General features: G+C 72.0%; 16 protein-coding genes and 1 pseudogene. 9 read left to right on the top strand and 8 right to left on the bottom strand.

The features are described from left to right. Nucleotides 1–170 precede the first annotated feature (170 nt). Nucleotides 171–593, top strand: a complete 423-nt coding sequence (locus tag OG900_14335; GenBank protein WUH91164.1) for an ATP-binding protein — start codon at nucleotides 171–173, stop codon at nucleotides 591–593. 62 nt (nucleotides 594–655) lie between these two features. On the opposite strand, the gene dapC is transcribed toward OG900_14335, so the two are convergent. Continuing rightward, on the bottom strand, nucleotides 656–1,756 hold the full coding sequence (gene dapC / locus OG900_14340) for a succinyldiaminopimelate transaminase (protein ID WUH91165.1): 1,101 nt from the start codon (nucleotides 1,754–1,756) through the stop codon (nucleotides 656–658). A gap of 125 nt (nucleotides 1,757–1,881) precedes the next feature. After that, complete coding sequence (locus OG900_14345) at nucleotides 1,882–2,202, bottom strand: ferredoxin family protein (protein WUH91166.1); 321 nt, start codon at nucleotides 2,200–2,202, stop codon at nucleotides 1,882–1,884. A gap of 108 nt (nucleotides 2,203–2,310) precedes the next feature. On the opposite strand from OG900_14345, the gene OG900_14350 reads away from it, so the two are divergent. Next, nucleotides 2,311–3,282, top strand: a complete 972-nt coding sequence (locus tag OG900_14350; GenBank protein ID WUH91167.1) for a GNAT family N-acetyltransferase — start codon at nucleotides 2,311–2,313, stop codon at nucleotides 3,280–3,282. Beyond that, on the top strand, nucleotides 3,279–4,103 hold the full coding sequence (locus OG900_14355; protein WUH91168.1) for a transglutaminase-like domain-containing protein: 825 nt from the start codon (nucleotides 3,279–3,281) through the stop codon (nucleotides 4,101–4,103). Before OG900_14350 ends, OG900_14355 begins: the two co-directional genes overlap by 4 nt. A 269-nt stretch (nucleotides 4,104–4,372) precedes the next feature. Here OG900_14355 and OG900_14360 read toward each other — a convergent pair whose 3' ends face one another. Continuing rightward, the gene (locus OG900_14360; protein WUH91169.1) at nucleotides 4,373–4,699 is read right to left on the bottom strand and encodes a nuclear transport factor 2 family protein; all 327 of its coding nucleotides are present in this window, start codon (nucleotides 4,697–4,699) and stop codon (nucleotides 4,373–4,375) included. Nucleotides 4,700–4,766: 67 nt separating this feature from the next. Further along, complete coding sequence (locus tag OG900_14365; protein WUH91170.1) at nucleotides 4,767–7,730, bottom strand: SpoIIE family protein phosphatase; 2,964 nt, start codon at nucleotides 7,728–7,730, stop codon at nucleotides 4,767–4,769. Nucleotides 7,731–7,927: 197 nt separating this feature from the next. Here OG900_14365 and OG900_14370 point away from each other — a divergent pair. Further along, nucleotides 7,928–8,338, top strand: a pseudogene (locus tag OG900_14370) (ATP-binding cassette domain-containing protein). A gap of 40 nt (nucleotides 8,339–8,378) precedes the next feature. Here OG900_14370 and OG900_14375 read toward each other — a convergent pair. From OG900_14375 to OG900_14390, 4 genes are all read right to left on the bottom strand, one after another. Further along, nucleotides 8,379–10,832, bottom strand: a complete 2,454-nt coding sequence (locus OG900_14375; GenBank protein ID WUH91171.1) for a hypothetical protein — start codon at nucleotides 10,830–10,832, stop codon at nucleotides 8,379–8,381. Nucleotides 10,833–10,984: 152 nt separating this feature from the next. Next, nucleotides 10,985–11,353 carry a DUF6113 family protein gene (locus OG900_14380; GenBank protein ID WUH91172.1) on the bottom strand — a complete coding sequence of 123 codons (369 nt, stop codon included), beginning with the start codon at nucleotides 11,351–11,353 and terminating at the stop codon, nucleotides 10,985–10,987. Continuing rightward, entirely contained in the window at nucleotides 11,350–12,267 is a 918-nt protein-coding gene (gene mshB / locus OG900_14385) for an N-acetyl-1-D-myo-inositol-2-amino-2-deoxy-alpha-D-glucopyranoside deacetylase (protein ID WUH91173.1), read from the bottom strand. Before mshB ends, OG900_14380 begins: the two co-directional genes overlap by 4 nt. A gap of 31 nt (nucleotides 12,268–12,298) precedes the next feature. After that, nucleotides 12,299–12,493 (bottom strand): hypothetical protein, encoded by a 195-nt coding sequence (locus OG900_14390; protein ID WUH91174.1) that lies wholly within the window; start codon nucleotides 12,491–12,493, stop codon nucleotides 12,299–12,301. Nucleotides 12,494–12,753: 260 nt separating this feature from the next. Here OG900_14390 and OG900_14395 point away from each other — a divergent pair, with 260 nt between their 5' ends. From OG900_14395 to OG900_14415, 5 genes are all read left to right on the top strand, one after another. After that, nucleotides 12,754–14,901 carry a prolyl oligopeptidase family serine peptidase gene (locus OG900_14395; GenBank protein ID WUH91175.1) on the top strand — a complete coding sequence of 716 codons (2,148 nt, stop codon included), beginning with the start codon at nucleotides 12,754–12,756 and terminating at the stop codon, nucleotides 14,899–14,901. A gap of 389 nt (nucleotides 14,902–15,290) precedes the next feature. Next, entirely contained in the window at nucleotides 15,291–16,316 is a 1,026-nt protein-coding gene (locus tag OG900_14400; GenBank protein ID WUH91176.1) for an ABC transporter permease, read from the top strand. 85 nt (nucleotides 16,317–16,401) lie between these two features. Beyond that, entirely contained in the window at nucleotides 16,402–18,216 is a 1,815-nt protein-coding gene (locus tag OG900_14405; GenBank protein ID WUH91177.1) for an ABC transporter substrate-binding protein, read from the top strand. A 99-nt stretch (nucleotides 18,217–18,315) separates the two neighbouring features. Next, nucleotides 18,316–19,293, top strand: coding sequence for an ABC transporter permease (locus OG900_14410; protein ID WUH91178.1), 978 nt, complete (start codon nucleotides 18,316–18,318; stop codon nucleotides 19,291–19,293). 10 nt (nucleotides 19,294–19,303) lie between these two features. After that, entirely contained in the window at nucleotides 19,304–20,374 is a 1,071-nt protein-coding gene (locus tag OG900_14415) for an ABC transporter ATP-binding protein (GenBank protein ID WUH91179.1), read from the top strand. Nucleotides 20,375–20,398: the final 24 nt, after the last annotated feature.

A 20,398-nucleotide genomic window follows, 5' to 3' on the forward strand; every position in this document is an offset into this window, starting at 1 on the left:
CAGCGTGATCGCCAGTCATATCAGCTGTCCGTTATATCCGATGTGTCGGATGACTATTATGCGACGCATTGCCCATTCTTTACCTCGTGCGGCCGCAACCTTCCGGCGTGTCCGCCGATAGTCACGGCGTTGTTGCAGACCCCATGAAGACACTCGCCGCAAGGAGCACCATGTCCCTCACCCTCACGCGCCGCTTCGCCCAGGCCGCTCTGCTGCTCGGTGCCGCCGCCGCGCCCCTGATCGGTGCGGGCGCCGCGCACGCCGCCGCGCCCCAGCAGGCCGTGGGCGGACTCACCACCCTGGACGGCGCCGAGCTGGGCTCCACCGTCGACGGCACGTCGCAGCACGCCGCCGGGCTCGCCACCCGGAGCGGCACCCAGGCCGCCAGGACCGCCCTCCCCGCGGCCGGGCGTATCGCCGGCACCGCGGGCAGGACCGCGGCCCCGGCCCAGCAGAGCGCCGCACAGGCCACCGACGCGGCCGGCAGTATCGTCGGTGCGACCGCCGAGTCCCTCCCGGTCGCCGGCGCCCTGCCCAACACGGGCGCCCTCCCCGCCGACCAGCTCCCCCTGAAGGCCCTCCCCCTGGGCTGAGGCGCGCAGAAGCAAAAGGGGCCGGGAGCGCAGCGCTCCCGGCCCCTCGGTGTGTGCGGCCGTCAGGCGGCGAGCCTGCCCACCGCCGCCGCGACGCGCTCGTCGGTCGCCGTCAGGGCGACGCGGACGAAGTCGGCGCCCGCGGGGCCGTAGAAGTCGCCGGGGGCGACGAGGATGCCGCGCTTGGCCAGGTCGGCCACCGTCTCCCAGCAGCCCTCGCCGCGGGTCGCCCACAGGTAGAGGCTGGCCTCGCTGTGCTCGATGCGGAAGCCGGCCGCCTCCAGCGCGGTGCGCAGGGCGGTGCGGCGGCGGGCGTAGCGCTCCTTCTGCTCGACCGCGTGGGCGCGGTCGCCGAGGGCGGCGGCCATCGCGGCCTGGACGGGCTGCGGCACGATCATGCCGGCGTGCTTGCGGACCGCGAGCAGCTCCGCGACGACCGCGGGGTCGCCGGCGAGGAAGGCGCCACGGTAGCCGGCGAAGTTGGACCGCTTGGACAGCGAGTGGACGGCGACCAGTCCGTCGTGGCTGTCGCCCGACACGTCCGGGTGCAGGACCGAGACCGGCTCCTCGCCCTCCCAGCCCAGCTCGATGTAGCACTCGTCGGACACCACGAGGATGCCGTGCTCGCGCGCCCAGCCGACGATCCGGCGCAGCTCGGCGGCGGCCAGCACCCGCCCGGTGGGGTTGGAGGGGCTGTTGAGCCACAGCAGCTTCACCCGCGCCGGGTCCAGGTCGGCGACCGGGTCGTCGTAGGTGACCGGCTCCGCGCGGGCCATCAGCGCGCCGATCTCGTACGTCGGGTAGGCCAGCCGCGGATAGCCGACCTGGTCGCCCTCGCGCAGGTCGAGCAGTGTCGGCAGCCAGCCGACCAGCTCCTTGGAGCCGATCAGCGGCAGCACATGCCGCGGGTCGGCGCCGGAGACCCCGTGCCAGGTGCGCAGGTAGCCCGCGGCGGCCTCCCGCAGCGCGGCGGTGCCGTACGTCAGCGGATAGCCGGGGCTGTCGGCGGCGGCGGTGAGCGCCTGCCTGATCACCTCGGGCACCGGGTCCACCGGGGTGCCGACCGACAGGTCGACGACGCCCTCGGGGTGCGCGGCGGCCGCCGCCTTGTACGGCTCCAGGCGGTCCCAGGGAAAGACCGGCAGGCGGGCGGAAATACTCACGTGCTCACACTCTCACTCTGCCCGTACGCCACGGCCCCGTACGGCGCTGCGGCGTACGGGGCCGTGGCGGAGAACGCCTTGGGCAGGGGCGCGCTCCGCTGCTTGCCTGGTGCGTACGGCTTGCGTTACTGGTTCTGCGGAGACAGCTCGGCGATGAAGGGGTGGTCGCGCTCGATCAGGCCGAGCTTGGACGCGCCGCCGGGCGAGCCCAGCTCGTCGAAGAACTCGACATTCGCCTTGTAGTAGTCCTTCCACTCCTCCGGGGTGTCGTCCTCGTAGAAGATGGCCTCCACCGGGCAGACCGGCTCACACGCGCCGCAGTCGACACATTCGTCCGGGTGGATGTACAAGGACCGGGAGCCCTCGTAGATGCAGTCGACCGGGCACTCTTCGATGCACGCCTTGTCCTTGACGTCGACACAAGGCTGCGCGATGACGTAGGTCACGCTGTCGTTCCTCCTCGATAGGGCTCATCTCGCGCGGGAGCGCGGCGTCGTCGATGCCCGCACCTAGTATCTCCGTTCCTGGGCACGAACCGAACAGGAGGGGCACGCATGCCAGCGGATTTCTCGGCCGGCGCTCGACTCGAACTCCGGATCACCCCCGCTGACGTGGGAAAACGCGTATCCGTACGGCAGCTGGCCGAGGTAACTCACGGGCGTCCGACCTTCACCGATACGGTCGGTGTTCTCGCATCCTGGGACGAGGGAGTGGTGCACATCACGCGCAGGACCGGCGAAACCGTCCGTATCGCGGAATCCGCCCTCGTCGCGGGCAAGGTTGTCCCGCCCGCGCCGGTGCGGCGGGCGCCGGCCGTGCCCGGGGCGACGGACCAGGAGATGGAAGCCATCGCCGCGCGGGCGTGGCCCGCCACCGAGACCGCCCCGCTCGGCGGCTGGACGCTGCGCCATTCCGGCGGCTTCACCCGGCGGGCCAACTCGGTGCTCGTCGCCGGCGACCCCGGGATGCCTCTGGACGAGGCGCTGGCCGAGGTCGTGCGGTGGTACGGCGAGCGCGGCGCGACACCGTATCTGCAAGTGCCCGACTCCTCGCCCTACGCCGCCCCTGCGGCGGAGCGCGGCTGGTCGCGGGAGGCCGACACGCTGGTCAGGACCGCGCCGCTGGCCCCGCTCACCCGGCTGCCCGACGGGCCCGCCGCGCTGTCCCGCACACCGGACGCCGAATGGCTGGCCGCCTACCACCGCACCGGGGACCTGGCCGAGGTGGCGCTCAGGGTCGTCACCGGTGGGCCGTCCGTATGGTTCGCCACCATGCCCGGCGCGATCGGGCGGGCCGTGGTCGACGGGCCCTGGGCGCTCTTCGGGGCCGTCGAGGTCATACCGTCGCACCGGCGGCGCGGCCTGGCCACCGCCGTCATGGGCGCGCTCGCCCGGCGGGCCGCGGAAGAGGGCGCCACCGCCGCGTATCTCCAGGTCGAGGCCGACAACGAGGGCGCCCGCGCCCTCTACGACCGGCTCGGCTTCAGCGACCACCACGGCTACCACTACCGGCGACCGGCGGCATGACCCCGCCACCCGACCCCGAACCCGAACCGGCCGCCGCGCGGTTCGCCGCGGCGGCCCGCGAGGAACGGCCCGACCTGGCCGAAATGTGCCTGCTTATCGGCGCCCGCGCCGACCCCGCGCTGGACGGCGCCGCCGCCGACACCGCGCAGATCGAACTCGACCGGCTCGCCGGGCTGCTCCCGCACGGCCTGGCCACCCCGATGGACTGGGCCGCCGCCCTGCACCGCGTCCTGGGCGTCGGCCACGGCTTCCACGGCACCCCCAAGGACTACCAGCGGCTGTCCTCCTCCCTCCTCCAGGAGGTGCTGCGGCGGCGCCGCGGCCTGCCCATCCTGCTCTCCGTCGTCTGGATCGAGGTCGCCCGCCGCGCCGGCGCCCCCGTCTACGGTGTCGCCCTCCCCGGCCACTTCGCCGTCGGCCTCGGCGACCCCGACGGCGAGCATGTCCTGGTCGACCCCTTCGACGCCGGGCGCCTCATGTCCCGCACCGACGCCGAGCTGCTCGCGGCGGGCGGTGACGTCTTCCACCCGGCCGACCCGCTGGACGTCGTCCAGCGCATCCTCAACAACATCCGCGCGTGGGCCGCGCCGCGGCCCGAGCACCGGGCCGTCCAGCTCTGGACGCTCGATCTCACGCTGCTGCTTCCGCGGCACCCCGCCAAGTTGCGCTACGAGCGGGCGCAGCTGCTTGTCACGATGGGTGACTTTCTTGGCGGGGCCGCGGAGATGGACTCCTACGCGGAGTTGATCGGCGCGTTCGACCCCGAGTCGGCGTCCACGATCCGCTCCCGCGCCCGCGCCGCCCGAGCCCACCTCAACTGACCCCCTGCGGGGTGCTGTCGCGTCCCCACCCGCGCCCCGGTGGGTGGCTGGTCGCGCAGTCACCCGCGCCCCTGGGTGATTGCCCCTTGCTGTGGCGTTGCCTTCTTTCCCGCCTCTCCGGCGGGGCGCGCAGTTCCCCGCGCCCCTTGTGGCCTGCGTCCTCCGGCGCCCAGCGTTCGCCCCTGGTTTTTCAGGCGACAGGCCACCCACCGGGCCGGGGGCAGGCGACGCGGCGCAAGGGGCAGTCACCCCGGGGGTGCGGGCCGGGGTCAGCCGGTGATGCGCATCAAGGCGACGCGGTCGTCTCGTACGGTGAAGGCGAAGTCGGAGGGGCCGTTGTAGCCGTTGCCGCCGACCTGCGCGCTCACGGTCGTCGTGTCACCGTCGGTGCGGCAACCGGTCACCTCCAGCCGGACCTGCTTGCCGATGAATTCGGCGTCGCTCCAGCCGCGGATCGCCTCGTGGCCACGAAATTCGCGGCCCCAGTCGTCCACGGCGCCGTCGGCGCCGAAGGCGGCGAGGAAGTCCTCGATGGCGCCGGCGTTGGCGGCCTCCAGGGCCGCGGCGACGGGGATGGGCATGGGTGCGTGCGTCATGCCGGGACCAACGAGCGCCGCGGCCGGCCCGGCACCCGCCGAACAGGTCGATCTCCCGCCGGGCCGGTCACAGGCCGACCGCCGCCCAGATGCACTTGCCGCCTTCGGTGTAGCGGGTGCCCCACCTGCGGGCGGTGACGGCGACGAGTTGCAGGCCGCGGCCGAACTCGTCGTCGAGCAACGGGTGGCGCACCCGCGGCGTGGCCTGGGAGCCGTCGTAGACCTCGCAGGTGACGGTGTCGTCGGGGTGCTGGAAGAGGCGCAGCCGCAGCAGCCCGGCTTCGTCGCTGTCGTCGCCGACGTTCGTGCCGATGCCGACCGCGTGCCTGACCGCATTGCCGATGAGTTCGCTCACCACCAGCCTGACGGTGTCGGTGAGGCCGGCGAGATCCCAGTCGGCGAGGGTCCCGGCGGCCAGGTCACGGCCGCGCCCGGCCGATTCGGGCGCCCACGGCAGGTCCCAGGCCGCGATGCGGTCCTCGGGGACCCGCCCCATGGCCAGCGCCAGCAGGACCGCGTCGTCCTGCCGGCTCGGGTCGGGCGGCAGCTGCTCGGTGATCATGTCGCAGAGCGTGTCGAGCCACGGGCCGCGGCGGTCGGGGGCGGACGGGAGCGGGGCGTCGGCCGCGTAGCGGGTGAGCAGGTCGGCGAGCGGCTCGGCGGCGCCGTCGCCGCCGCCGGCCAGACCGTCGCTGTAGAGGACCAGGACGCTGTCCTCGGGCAGCACCATCTCGACGACCGGCGCCGGGACCTGCGCCTTGCCGAGCGGCTCGCCCGTGGGCAGGTCCACCTCGTGGGCCTTGCCGCCGGGCTTGGCCAGGATCGGCGGCGGGTGGCCCGCGCTGGCGATCCGGCAGCTGCCGGTGGTGGCGTCGTAGAGCACCAGCATGCTGCTGGCGGTGAGCGGTCCGACCCGCTCGGCGACGTCGTTGAGGTGGGCCATGATCTCGTCGATGGGCAGGTCGAGGGCGGCGACGGTGAGCACCGCGTGCCGCATGATGCCCATGGCGATGGCCTGTTCGAGGCCGTGGCCCTTGACGTCGCCGATGACGGCGAGCGTACGGCCGCCGGGCATCGGGACCGTGTCGAACCAGTCGCCGCCGACGTCCTCGCCCGCGGCCAGCCGGTAGCGGGAGGCGCCGCTGACGGCGAGGGTGTCGGGCAGCTCGCCGGGCAGCAGCTCCTTCTGCAGGCGTTCGGCCCGGTGCCTGGCCTCTTCGTAGAGCCGCGCCTTGCCGAGCGCCTGGGCGATGATCACACCGGCGGTGCCGAGCAAGGTCTTCTCCTGCTCGGTGAAGCGGCGGGCCGCGGGCCAGCTGATGATGCAGGAGCCGACCCTGCGGTCGCCGACGATCAGCGGCAGCACGGCCCAGGCGCCCTTGCCGCCGTGCCGGGCGAGCGGCGTGAGCCGGGGCGAGTCCGCGTCGAGTTCGGCGATCGAGGAGAAATACCGCGGCGCGGTGATGTCGGTGGCGTCGGCGAGCCGCTGCGGCCAGCCGGGCGCCTCCAGCTCCGCGCGGAATTCCGCCGAGTAGCCGGTGGCGGCCACCAGCCGGGGCGCCGGGCCTGTGAGGTCGTGCACGATCAGGCCCTGGGCCGCGACCAGCGGCAGTACGTGCTCGGTGATCGCCGCGACCACGTCCCGGGTGTCGACCGCGCCGATCAGTGCCTGGTTCAGCTCGCTCACCCGGCGGCCGCGCTCGGCCTCGGCCGCCTCGGTGGCCTTCTGCTCGGAGATGTCGGCCATCTGGGTGGCGACGAAGCCGCCCACCTCGACGGCGCGCACCCGCCAGCAGGCGATCCGCCCGCTGGACTCGTCGCGGAAGGTCAGCTCGGTGCTCACCGGGGCCCCGGGGGCGGCCCTGGCCCTGGCCAGCAGCTCGGGGATGCCGTGGCCGGCGAGCTCCGGCTGCTTCTCCCAGGGGATCTCGCCGACCACTTTGGCGCCCCGGCCGTCACCGAGCGCGCGTGCGGCGTGGTTGGCCCATTCGACGCGGTCCTCGGCGGTCAGCACGTGCATGGGGTCCGGGTGCTGCTCCAGCAGGCCGACGAGCCAGGCGCGTACGCTGCGGCGGTCGGTGACATTCCAGGCGGTGCCCACCATGCACACCGGCCGGCCGGTGTCGTCGTACTCGAAGCCGGCCCGCAGCTCCAGCCAGCTGGCGATGCCCTGGGCGTCGAGGACGCGGTATTCGACGGCGTAGGGGGCCCCGGTCGCCAGCGAGTTCTCGATGGCCCCCTGGACGCCGGGCCGGTCGTCGGGGTGGATGCGGGCCATCCAGGACTCGATCCGGTGGTCCCAGGCGGCGGGGTCGAGCCCGGCCGCTCTGATCAGCTCCTCGGTGACCTCGTCGATCTCCAGCAGCCCGCTGTCCAGGTGCCAGGTCCAGGTGCCGACGCTGATCTGCTGCATGACCTCCCGCGTGCCGCTCGGCTCCTGCCACCAGGGCGCGGTGCCGGTACCCCGGGGGCGGGCCCGCGGCAGCCGGCTGCCGACGAAGGCGGCCAGGCGGGTGAGGAAGCGCTGCTGCCTGGCGTCCGGGAGGGCTCCGGCGAAGACGGAGAGGGCGCCGACGGCCTCCCCCTTGATCACGATCGGGGCGGACACGACGCCGCCCGGCAGGTCGGCGCCTCCCCCGGGCGCGGGCGGTGCCACTGCGCCGATGACCCACCTGGCCTGGGGTGTGCCGCCGCCTGCCGCGGCCGCGCCGTTGCCGACGGGCCACCGCGGGTCCCACGTCACGTCGAGGCTCGTCACCGCGCCTGAGGGCGCTGTGCCCGCGTCGTACCGCAGGTCGTTCCAGCGGGCCGCAAGCGAGGGGGGCAGACCGGTCACCGCCGCGAGGCTCAGCGTGCCCTCCTCGGTGCCGCGCAGGTGGGCGAGCCCGCCGAAGCCGCAGAGGGCGGCGACGGCCTGTTGCAGCGCGAGGCGCAGCAGGCCCCCGACGCCGAGGTCTTCCGCGGCTTCGAGCAGGCCCAGCCGTTCGTCGTCCGCCGGGTCGTCGCCCGGTTCGCCGCACACGGCAGCCATCAACGCATCACCCGCCTCAGCCAGCACCCCCCTCCCCACTGCTCATCCCCATTTTCGCGCCGATCACCGCACCCGGCCGCTTGTCGCACCCGAACGGCGCGGGAGCCGCCCGCGGGGCACCCGTATGACATCTGTCATGGCGAAGACACGACCTCCGGCCCTGCCGACGCGCCCCCGCCGCCCGCGAAGCCGGGGCCATGACAGCGACCACGACCACGGCCAGTGCGACGGGGCGGACGGCGGACGGCCAGGTGCCCGTCGTGGCGTTCACCGATGTGAACAAGAGCTACGGTGCCGTGCACGCGGTGGCCGGCCTGAGCCTTGGGCTGCACCCCGGGGAGACCGTGGCCCTGCTCGGGCCGAACGGCGCCGGGAAGTCCACCGCGCTCGACCTGCCGCTAGGGCTGAGGAACGCCGACCGCGGGTCCGTGCGGGTCCTCGGGACGACGCCCGCGCAGGCGATCGCCGCCGGGCAGCCCGGGTCCATGCCGCCGACCGGCGGGCTCATGGAGGAGGTGACCGTGCGCGGGCTGGTCGGGCTCGCCTGCGAGCTGCACCCCAAGGCCTACCCGGTGGACCGGGTGCCGGCCGCCGCGGACGGCGTCACGGACTTCGCGTCGCGGCTGGCCGGCGTGGCCCGATACGGACCTAGCCGACGACCTCAGGCAGCGTGACCGTACGATCGGTCGGGGAACCGAGAGCCTTCACGACCGCGGCGGCCACGTCCTCCGGAGTGACCGAGGTGGCCGAGCCGTCAGCTCGTTTCAGCAGCACACCCTTGAACGTCTTCCCGTACAGCGACTTAAGCGTGTCGAGGTCTATGTGCGGGGCCAGTGCGCCGTCAGAGGTGGCACGCATCGTGAGGAATTTCGGTACGGACTTGTTCGGGCTGAATTTGATCTTCTGGTTCACATTCGCCCGGATGGTGATCAGGTCGGACATCGCGGTCTTGCCGAAGCCGTTGACCGCCTTGTCGAGTTCGGCCTGCGAGACCTTCGGAGGCGCGGTGGTGGCGGGGAGCACCACCGGGGTGTCGGCGCCCGTTTCCGCGCGGGTGCGGTAGGCCGCTTCGACCTGGGCGGTCGCGGCGGCCACGTCGACGGTCTTGCGGGGCGTGCCGGGCACGCCGATCGCCTTGCCGTCCTCGAAGCGCACCATCGCGTCGCTGCCGCCGCTGCCCGTGCCGGCCAGCGACTGGAGGGCGGCCTTGAGCTTGTCCTCGTCGACGACGAAGACCGGGTCGGCGGTGCGGCTGCCGCCGAAGAGGGAGCCGATGACGGACACCGGGTTGTAGTCGGCGTGCGCCACGCCCCGCGCGGTGGCGTCCGTGTCGATGGACAGGCCCGCCACGGACGGCTTGAGGCTGCGCTTCTGGCCGCCGACGGTGAGCTGGATGGGCGCGGTGGCGCGGTTGCCGAGCGCGGTGTCGAGCATCTTGACGGCCGCGTCGCGCTTCTGGTTGCCGATGTCCACGCCGAGCACGGTGGTGCCCTTGGGGACGTCGGCGTGGTTCATCAGCAGGCCGGCGCCGTAGCCCACGACCAGGACGACGCCGATGGCGACGACGAGCAGCACCGGCTTGGAGCGGCCCTTCTTCTTCGCCGGGCGGGCGGCGGCGGGCGGCGCGGCCTCGGCCGCGGGGGCCGGTGCCGGTGCCGTACGGACGGGCGCGGGCGCGGGGCCGGGCGCGGCGGCCCGCTGGGGCGCCTGCCGGGGCTGGCGGGACTCGCCGGACGGCACCGCGGGGATGCCGCTGACCAGCGTGTCGCCGGAGGCGGGTCCCTGCCCGGACGCGGGCACGGGCGGGCGGAAGCCGTTCGGCCCGGTGGGCGGCCGGGCCGCTTCCGGGGTGACCGGCGGGACGTTCATGGTGCCGGTCGCGGGGCCGGCGGTCGGGCCGTACGGCTGCATGCCGAGCGGGTCCTCGTCGCCCGGGAAGGGCTCCTCGCTGGGCCGCGGCACCCCGGGCGGGAAGTCGGCGGTGCCGAACGGCTGCGACCCGGTGTCGTACGGCGAACGACCGTCGTCCACAACGGGCATCGCCGCCGTGTCGAACGGCTGCGACCCGGTGTCGTACGGCGAACGACCGTCGTCCACAACGGGCATCGCCGCCGTGTCGAACGACTGCGACCCCGTGTCGTACGGCGAACGACCGTCGTCCACAACAGGCATCGCCCCGGTGTCGAAGGGCGAACCGGCGCCGAAGGGCGGGGCCTCGTTCGCGAAGGGGGCGGCGAAGCCGCCCGGCGGGGTGTCGTGCGGCCCGCGCGCCGCCTCGCCCTCGCCGGGGGCGGAGCCGACCGGCGGCGGAAGGTAGGGCGTGCTGCCCGTCGACTCGTCAGGGGCGACGCCGAAGAGCGACACCGGCGTGCCGGAACCGCCCGTGGGCCCCGCTCCCCTGCCACCGCCGGGATTGCGCACCGGCAGCGGCACGTTCCCCGTCGACTCCCCCGTCCCGGGGGCCGGCGTCTCGTCCCGCCCGAAGGGCGCGGCCTGATCCCCCTGCCCGTACGGCGAGGCCGGCGCCCCACCGGGCACCGCTCCCTCGCCGAACGGCAGTGTCATGCCGCCGGACGTGTCGTCACGCCCGTAAGGCGATGTGCCGTCCTGCCCGTAAGGGGACGCGCCGTCCGGCCCGAAGGGCGACGCCGGAGCCGGGCCGGCCGGCGGCTGCGCCGCCGACGGCTTGCGGGGGGCGAACCAGTCGCTGGTCTTCTCCGGCTCGGGCTCCTGCGGGGCCTCCGCCTCGGGGGCGGGCCCGGCCTGCGCGGGTGCCTCGGCGGCGGCAGCCGCCGCCGCGACGGCCGCGGAGTCGTCGACGGTCGTGCGGACGACGACCGGCGGGATCGGGCGCGAGCCCGGGATGTTGATACGGATCCGGGTCGTCAGCGTCGTCTCGGTCCTGGGCTCCTCGGCCGGCGGCGGGGAGGCGGACTCGGCGTCCTGCTCCGTGCCGTCGTCCGGTGCGCCCGGCGGCCGCGTCCGCTCCTGCGGGTGCAGGGAGGGGAAGGGTCGGCTGCCGTAGGGCGGGGTCCCTGAGGGGTACGCGGCACCGCCGCGGCCCTGGGGCCCTGAGGACGAACTGTCTGTTTCACGAGTCAAAGCAGGCTCTCCCGGTTAGCTTCGCCGCCCGACACTGTTCTCCGCTTGCGGCTCGCCGGCGGGCCCACCATACCGACCTGCCGGTCACCGCGACCCTGGTCGGCCGGAACGCTCGGGCTCAGCCAACCATGCGTTTGCCCCTGCCCGCCAAGTCAGGCGGTATTCGCCCCGGATGAGGTCAGTTGGGGCAGAGTGGCGCAGATCACCGCGGCCAGGGCGCCGCCGAGGAGGTAGAGGTAGGCCGAGGCGCCCGCCGCGAAGAGGAAGTCGCCCTCGGATCGGGTGGAGCTGAGCAGCAGCACCGAGATGAGCCAGATCGCGGCCGGCACGGCCACGCCGACGCGGCTGCCGGTGGCCTTCAGGCCGCCGTAGAAGAGGGCGGCGCAGCCCGCGAGGGCCAGGAACAGCCCGCCGGGGAACCAGCCGTCCTGGACGAGCGCCCCGGCGAGCGCGACGAGGGCACCGAGGACGGCGAGGCCGAGGTAGCCGAGGATGCGGCCGAGTGTGACGGGGGTGGTCATGACGCGCTCCCGCGGCCGTCGTGGCCGCCGTCGATGTCGAAGAGGTCGCCGGCCGGGCCGCCCGCGGACCCGCCGCCGAGGGTTTCACCGCGCACCTGGCGATAGTATTCGGTCGCGGAGAACGGCTGCCCGAGGTCGTTGGACAGCGCGAAGAACGGGCCGTCCACGGCGATCTGGGTGGCGTGCGCGCGCATCGCCGCGGTCTTGTGGCCGGTGTAGGCGCTGCCGTCGACCACCACGGTCACCTGGTCGTCGTCGACGACGCCCGGCACGTCGTCCGGGGAGGCGATGCCCTCGAAGGGGAAGTCCCGGCCGGCCGCCGCGAGCCGGGCGAAGCCCTCCTCGACCACCGAGCGCGGGGTGCAGATCTCGAAGACCCGGTCCACCCGGTGGCCCTGGTCCGCGGCCAGTTCGTAGCCGCGCAGGGCGACCCGGTGGGCCTGGATGTGGTCGGGGTGGCCGTAGCCGCCGTTGTCGTCGTAGGTGACCATCGCCTGCGGGCGCACGTCCATGATGACCTCGGCCAGGTGGCCCGCCGCCTCGTCGAGGTCGGCCTGCCAGAAGCAGTCGGCCACCTCGTTCTCGGCGACGCCCATCATGCCGGAGTCGCGGTAGCGGCCGGGGCCGCCGAGGAAGCGGTGGTCGGTGACGCCCAGCTCCGACATCGCCGCGCCCAGCTCGCCGATCCGGTACTCGCCCAGGGTGTCGTCCCGGTCGGACGCCAGATGGGCCAGCTCCGCCGGGATCACCTCGCCCTCCTCGCCGAGCGTGCAGGTGACGAGGGTGACGAGGGCGCCTTCCGCCGCGTACTTCGCCATGGTGGCGCCGTTGTTGATCGTCTCGTCGTCCGGGTGGGCGTGGACGAGCAACAGCCGGCGCGCCGGACGTGCGGACGGGGTGGATCGGTCGGTCATGGCGAAAGCCTACGACCCCCGCCGACGGCCCTCAGAACTTGATGTCGGAGATCATTCCCGCGACGTTGTTGGTGAGGTCGGTGATCTGTGGCGCCCAGGACGAACTCGCCAGGTAGAAGCCCAGCAGCGTGCACGCGATGGCATGTCCGGTCTTCAGGCCGGACCTGCGGATCAGCAGGACCACGATGACCAGCAGCAGCAGCACCGCCGAAATCGAAAGTGCCACAGCGGCTCACCTCCAGGTACGCAGGGGTCATGTCAGTTGCCACATGCTTATTACCCACCCACGGCAACGGATCATAACTTTCCGTGCCACCGCATATGTCGGAGCACGGAAGCACGCGGGGGCGCATGACCAGATCCGGCCACCGGCGGCCACCGGCGCGATTTCGACACGGGGTGCTGCTGCGCTGGTCGGGGGGCTCGCGCGGCCATCCGGCGGTTATTCGGAGGCGGTTGTCGGTGGCACCCCCTACTGTGCCGGGTATGACGTACCTCTCATTCCCGCGGCAGCACGCACGGACGCAGCGGTTCAGTCTGGGGGCGCCGCGGGCCTTCGCGGTCGCGCCCGGGGGCGAGCGGGTGGCCTTCCTGCGGTCGCGGTCGGGTACGGACACCGCCCAACTGCTGTGGGTGCTCGACCTGCCGGCGGCGGGCGAGGGGGCCCCTGGCGAGCGTGTGGCGGCCGACCCGGTGGCGCTGCTGGGCGGTTCGCCCGAGGACCTGCCGGCGGCCGAGAGGGCCCGCAGGGAGCGCAGCAGGGAGGGTTCCGCGGGCGTGGTGGCCTATGCGGTGGACGGCGCCGTGGCGGTCGCCGCCTTCGCGCTGTCGGGGCGGCTGTTCACCGCCTCGCTGCTGCCCGGCGGCGGCGGTGCGCGCGAGGTGGCGGTGCCGGGTCCCGTGGTGGACCCGCGGCCGTCGCCGGACGGCCGGTGGGTGGCCTTCGCGGCGGGGGGCGCGCTGCGGGTGGTCGCGGCGGACGGCGCGGGCGAGCGCGCCCTTGCCGAGCCCGACGGCGACCAGGTGTCGTGGGGGCTCGCGGAATTCGTCGCGGCCGAGGAGATGGGCCGCTCCAGGGGCTTCTGGTGGGCGCCGGACAGCTCCGCGCTGCTGGCCGCCAGGGTGGACGAGTCGGGGGTGGCGCGGCGCTGGATCTCCGAGCCCTCGCAGCCCGACCGGGCCCCGGTCGAGGTGGCCTATCCGGCGGCGGGCACGGCCAACGCCGAGGTGTCGCTGGCGCTGCTCGGCCTCGACGGCAGCCGGCGGGACGTGACGTGGGACCGGGAGCGCTTCCCGTATCTGGCGGCGGTGCACTGGACGGCCGCGGGGCCGCCGGTGCTGCTGGTCCAGGCGCGCGACCAGCGCACCCAGCACTACCTGACGGTGGACCTCGCGACGGGTGCGACCAGCACCGCGGTCGCCGAGGAAGATCGAATTTGGCTTGATCTTTTCCCCGGGGTTCCGGCTCTGCGGCCCGACGGGACACTGCTGCGGATCACGGACGTGGACGGCGTCCGGGTGCTGATGGCGGGTGAGGCCGCCCTGACGGGCGGCGAGTTGCATGTGCGGGCGCTGCTGGACGCGGGCGGCGACGACATCCTGGTCAGCGCCTCGGCGGGTCCTGACGCCGCCGACCCGCAGACCGGGCAGATCCACGTCCACCGGGTGACCGCGGAGGGTCCTGTCCGCGTCACGGAGGAGCCGGGGGTGCATTCGGCGGTGCGCGCGGGCGAGGTCACCGTGCTGGTCTCCGCGGTGCCCGACCGCCCGGGTGCGGCGGTCCGCGTCCTGCGCGCGGGGCGCCAGGTCGCCGAGGTGGCCTCGTACGCCGAGACGCCGTCGCTGACCGCCCGGGTGCGCTTCGCCGAGGCCGGGAAGCGGAAGATCCCGTGTGCGGTGCTGCTGCCCTCCGGCTATGCCGAGGGCGACGGCCCGCTGCCGGTGCTGATGGACCCGTACGGGGGTCCGCACGGCCAGCGCGTGGTGGCCGCGCACAACCCGCACCTGGTCTCGCAGTGGTTCGCCGACCAGGGCTTCGCGGTGGTCGTGGCGGACGGGCGCGGGACCCCCGGGCGCTCCCCCGGGTGGGAGAAGGGCATTTCCGGCGGCCGGCTCGCCGAGGTGGTCCTCGACGACCAGATCGACGCGCTGCACGCGCTCGCGGAGGACTTCCCGCTCGACCTCGGCCGGGTCGCGATCCGCGGCTGGTCCTTCGGCGGCACTCTGGCCGCGCTCGCGGTGCTGCGCCGCCCGGACGTCTTCCACGCGGGGGTCGCGGGCGCCCCGCTGACCGACCAGCGGCTCTACGACACGCACTACACCGAGCGCTACCTCGGCCACCCGGACGAGCAGGCGGAGGCCTACGACCTCAACTCGGTCGTGACCGCCGACGGCATCCCCCAGCTCGCCTCCCCCGCGCGGCCTTTGATGATCGTTCACGGCTTCGCCGACGACAACGTGCTGGTGGCGAACACCCTCCGGCTGTCCTCGGCCCTGCTGGCGGCCGGCCGGCCCCACGAGGTCCTCCCGCTGTCGGGCGGCGTCACGCACATGACCCCCCAGGAGCAGGTCGCGGAGAACCTGCTGCTCCTCCAGGTCGACTTCCTCCGCCGCTCGCTCGCCACGGGGGCCTGACCCTCCGCCTCTCGGCCACTGCCCCCTCCGACCCTGTCGGAGGGGGCTTTCGTTTTTCCGGGGGCGAGTCGGGGTACCCCCAGGCGAAGGTCCGGCCGAGCAGGCGTACGGACAGCAAGACGGGGGGTCCGTATATCGGTCAGACGACAGTCAAGTTGCCCGCATGTTAACGCGTTTGGTCCGGACAAGTCCGACAAGCCCGCTCCGCCAGAGGGTTGTCAAGCACATCCGGAAGACGATCTGCTCAATGTTCGCTCAAGAAGCAGTCGGTCACGCTTTCTTCCTTCCGCACCCTCTTGACTGGAAGTTGCTTTCATTGCGACAGTCCGGGCAACTCGCGACGCGCCAACCCGTCGCGCCGTCCCATTACCGTTGCGGGGGCTATCGCGATGACGAGTTCCACCGAGACCACGGTCTCCGGTCCGCCCGGGGAACCGGATGAGATCACCACCGCCGATGTCGCGGTGCCGGCCGAGCTGGTCGGATGGTCGCCAGGCCAGTTGATGTGGCGACGGTTCAAACGAGACCGCGCCGGGGTCATCTCGGCCTACGTGGTCGGGTTCTTCTTCGTGGTCGCGATCCTCGCGCCGGTCATCTCGAAGCTCTACGGCAAGGACCCGTACACGCTGTACGGGCAGAACGAGCCGGGCGTGCTCAACGACTTCGGCTACCCGATCGCGCCGAACGGCGGCGTGAGCGGCAAGTTCTGGTTCGGCGTCGAGCCGAACCTCGGGCGGGACGTCTTCATGCAGCTGGTCTACGGGATCCGCACCTCGCTGAGCATCGCGCTCGCGGTGACGATCGCCGTGACCGTCACCGCGATCCTGCTGGGCATCTCGGCCGGCTACCTCGGCGGCAAGATGGACTACTTCGTCGGCCGGATCACCGACCTGCTGATGGCCTTCCCCGCGCAGCTGTTCTTCGTCGCCGTCATGCCGGTGGTGACCGCGCTCTTCGTGAGCCCGGTCAACGAGACGCCGACGTATCTGCGGGTGGTCGCGCTGATCGCGGTGCAGTGGTTCCTCGGCTGGATGGGCCTGTCCCGGCTGCTGCGCGGTCAGGTACTGAGCCTGCGGGAACGGGAGTTCATCGAGGCGGCCCGGGTCACCGGGGCCTCGTCGTGGCGCATCGTCCGCCGCGAACTGCTGCCGAACCTGGTGACGCCGATCCTGGTGCAGAGCACTCTGATGCTGCCGACCTTCGTGACCGCGGAAGCCGGACTGTCGTTCCTCGGTGTGGGGCTCGTGGAGCCCACGCCCGACTGGGGACGGATGTTCGCACGCGGCGCCGAGGTCTACCAGAACGACCTCACTTACATGTTCTTCCCCGGCATCGCGATGGTGGTCTTCATCGTCGCCTTCAACCTGCTCGGGGACTCGGTCCGGGACGCTTTCGACCCGAAGGCCGCTCGTTAGGGACACCGTTGTGGGGGCGGCGTCGCCCCGCACCGGGCCGATAAGGCAGCTCACAGCATCAACGGACAGGGGTGCAACAACCGATATGAGACTCTACGTGCGTAGAACCCGGGCCGCACTGGTGGCGGTCGCCGCCGGCGCGCTGGTCCTCACCGCATGCAGCAGTGGCGGGGGTGGTGGTGACAAGACCACCGAGAACAAGGACGCGAGGGCCAAGCAGAGCAAGAGTGCCCAGCAGCTGGCGTCCCAGATCAGCTTCGGTGACGACGCCGCATCGAAGGGTCCGGCCGAGCCCGTCCCGGGCGCGGTGAGCGGCGGCACGATGAACGTGCTGGAGCGCGACAGCTACACCCACCTCGACCCGGCCCAGATCTACGTGTCGAACGAGGGCCAGCTCGCGACCCTGATCCACCGCGGCCTGACGTCGTACAAGCTGGACAACGCCGGCAAGTACACGGTGGTCGGCGACCTGGCCACCAACAGCGGTGAGCAGTCGGACGGCGGCAAGACCTGGACTTACCACCTCAAGGACGGCATCAAGTTCCAGGACGGAACGCCGATCACGTCCAAGGACATCCGGTGGTCGGTGGAGCGGATGTTCGCCCCGTTCGTGACCAACGGCCCGGCCTACCTCCAGCAGTGGCTGGCCAACGTCAGCGGCACCGACTACCGCAAGCTGCTGCCGGACGGCCCGTACAAGGGCAAGCACCTGCCGGACACGCTGCTGGCCACGCCGGACGCGAAGACCATCGTCTTCCACTTCCCGAAGCCGGAGACCGACACCCCGTACCTGTTCGCGATGCCGGGCTACTCGGTGGTCGACTCGGCGAAGGACACCCAGCTCAAGTACGACAAGACGCCGGTCGCCTCGGGTCCGTACATGATCAAGTCCTTCGACCAGGGCAAGTCGATGACCCTGGTGAAGAACCCCAACTGGGACCCGACCACCGACGCGAGCCGCCACCAGTACGTGGACTCCTTCGCGATCACGTTCAACCACCAGAACGAGGACTCCACCAAGCGGCTGATGTCCGACTCGGGTGAGAACCAGACCTCGGTCAGCTTCGACAACACCGTCGACACCGACAACACCCCGACCGTGGTCGGCACTCCGGCGATCTACAAGCGGACGGTGGCCGGCTACCAGCCCTTCGTCGGCCAGGTCGCCTTCAACATGAAGAAGATCACCGACATCAACATCCGCAAGGCGCTGGCGCTGGCGATCCCGACCAAGGCCGTCTACCAGGCGCTCGGCGCGTCCTACGGCGCCGAGTACGCGGGCGGCTTCATCAGCCCGGCGCTGGCCGGCTACCAGAAGGCCGACCCGCTGGGCAAGATCGCCAACCCCAACGGCGACCAGGTCGCGGCCAAGAAGATCCTCACCGACGCGGGCAAGCTGAACACCAAGATCACCTACGCGTACATCAACACCACCGCGGGCCAGACGTACTCCGTGACGATCGCCGCCGCCCTGAAGGCCGCCGGCTTCGACGTGCAGCGCAAGGAGCTGCCGTCCGACACGTACTACGACCTGATCGGCAAGGTGGACAACCCGTACGACATCTACGCGTCCGCGTGGGGTGCCGACTGGCCGAGCGCCCTGACGGTGATCCCGCCGGTCTTCGACGGCCGGACCATCGCTGACCAGGCGCCCAACTACGGGCACGTCAACGACGCGCACGTGAACAGCGAGATCGACCGGATCGAGACCCTCACCGACCCTGCAGCGGCGGCCAAGGCCTGGTTCGACCTCAACACCTACCTGATGACCAAGGTCATCCCGGGTGTCCCGACCGTCTACTACAAGGAGCTGCAGCTGTTCGGCTCCAAGATCGGCGGGGCTGTCTACAACAACATGTCCGCCGGCATCGACGCCACCAAGCTCTACCTCAAGCCGTAAGCGCCGGCATGATGCCCCGGTGGAGCCGGACACCGTCCGGCTCCACCGGGGCGCCGCCGGATCCACCACCGCCGCCGTCCTCAGAGAGCTGCGACCGCCATGCTTCGATTCCTCGTCCGCCGGACGCTCGGCGCTGTGGTCATTCTGCTGTTCATCAGCGCCTTCACGTTCCTGCTGTTCTTCGCGATACCGCATGATCCGGCGCTGCTGTCCTGCGGTAAGAACTGCACCCCGGACAACCTCAAGATCATCCACCACAACCTGGGCCTCGACCACCCGGTGCCGGTGCAGTACTACCACTACATGGTGCGGATCTTCACCGGTCACCGCTTCTCGACCGGCAACTGCCCCGCGCCCTGCTTCGGCTACTCCTTCGCCAACAGCGAGCCGGTGTGGCCGACCCTGATGGACCGGCTGCCCACGACGCTGTCGCTGGCGCTCGGCTCCATGGTGGTCTTCCTGCTCTTCGGCCTCGGCACCGGCATGCTCGCCGCCTGGAAGCGCGGCACGCTGGTCGACAAGGTCTTCAGCTCCGCGTCGCTGGTCCTCAGCTCGATGCAGATCTACTTCGTCGGCCCGATCGTGCTGGCCCTGCTGGTCTACAACAACCACATCCTGGACCAGCCCAAGTACGTCCCGATCACCCAGAGTCCGATCTCCTGGTTCAGCGGCCTGCTCATCCCGTGGTGCGTGCTGTCGATCCTGTTCACCGCGAACTACACCCGTATGGCGCGCTCCACGATGATCGAGCAGCTCCAGGAGGAGCACGTCCGCACCGCCCGTGCCAAGGGCATGTCCAGCGCCTATGTCTTCTTCCGCTACGCCTGGCGCGGATCGCTGATCCCGATCGTCACCATCCTGGGCATCGACCTGGGGTCGCTGCTCGGCGGCGCGATGATCACCGAGTACACCTTCCAGCTCACCGGCCTCGGGCGGCTGGCGATCGACTCGGTGAACAAGACCGATCTGCCCATGCTCATGGGCGTGATGCTCTTCAGCGCCGCCCTGATCGTCCTTTTCAACATCCTCGTGGACGCCGCCTACGCGTTCATCGACCCGCGCGTGCGGCTGTCCTAGGAGACCGTCAGTGACCACCATGACCAAACCGGAGGAATCCGCAGAGGGTGCCACCCCGGCCGCGTCCGACGCCTTCTTGTCGGTACGCGACCTGTACGTGCGCTTCTCCACCGAGGACGGCGTCGTCAAGGCCGTGGACGGGCTGTCGTTCGACCTGCGCCGCGGCCAGACGCTGGGCATCGTCGGCGAGTCGGGCTCCGGCAAGTCGGTGACCAACCTGACCGTGCTGGGGCTGCACAACCCGGCCACCACGGAGGTGGCGGGCGAGATCCTGCTGGACGGCGAGGAACTGACGGGGGCGGGCAACCGCACCCTGGAACGGCTGCGCGGCGACAAGATGGCGATGATCTTCCAGGACTCGCTGACCGCCCTGTCGCCCTATTACACGATCGGGCGGCAGATCGCCGAGCCGTATATGAAGCACCGGGGCGTCAGCAAGCGGGAGGGCCGGCAGCGGGCCATCGAGATGCTGGAGAAGGTCGGCATCCCGCAGCCCAAGCTGCGGGTGGACGACTATCCGCACCAGTTCTCCGGCGGTATGCGGCAGCGGGCGATGATCGCGATGGCGCTGGTGTGCAACCCGGACCTGCTGATCGCCGACGAGCCGACCACCGCGCTGGACGTGACCGTGCAGGCGCAGATCCTCGACCTGCTCAAGGACCTCCAGCAGGAGTTCGGCTCGGCGATCATCCTGATCACCCACGACCTGGGCGTGGTCTCCAACGTCGCCGACGACCTGCTGGTGATGTACGCGGGACGGGCCGTCGAGCGCGGTTCGGTGCGCGAGCTGATCCACTCGCCGCAGCACCCGTACACCTGGGGCCTGCTGGGGTCGATGCCGCGGCTGATGTCGGACGTGACGGAGCCGCTGACGCCGATCCCGGGGTCGCCGCCGAGCCTGCTCTCCCCACCGCCGGGCTGCGCCTTCCACCCGCGCTGCGGCTTCACCGACCTGGTCGGCGGCGGCCGCTGCGCCCACGAGCGGCCGGAACTGCCGGACGGCCGCGGGTCGGCGTGCCATCTCACCGACGACCAGAAGCGGTCCGTGTTCATCGAGACGATTCAGCCGCGGCTCGGCTGACCGGTCAGGCCGAGAGAGAAGAGT

Origin of the sequence: Streptomyces sp. NBC_00433 (assembly GCA_036015235.1) — a bacterium.
Classification (GTDB): Bacteria; Actinomycetota; Actinomycetes; order Streptomycetales; family Streptomycetaceae; genus Actinacidiphila.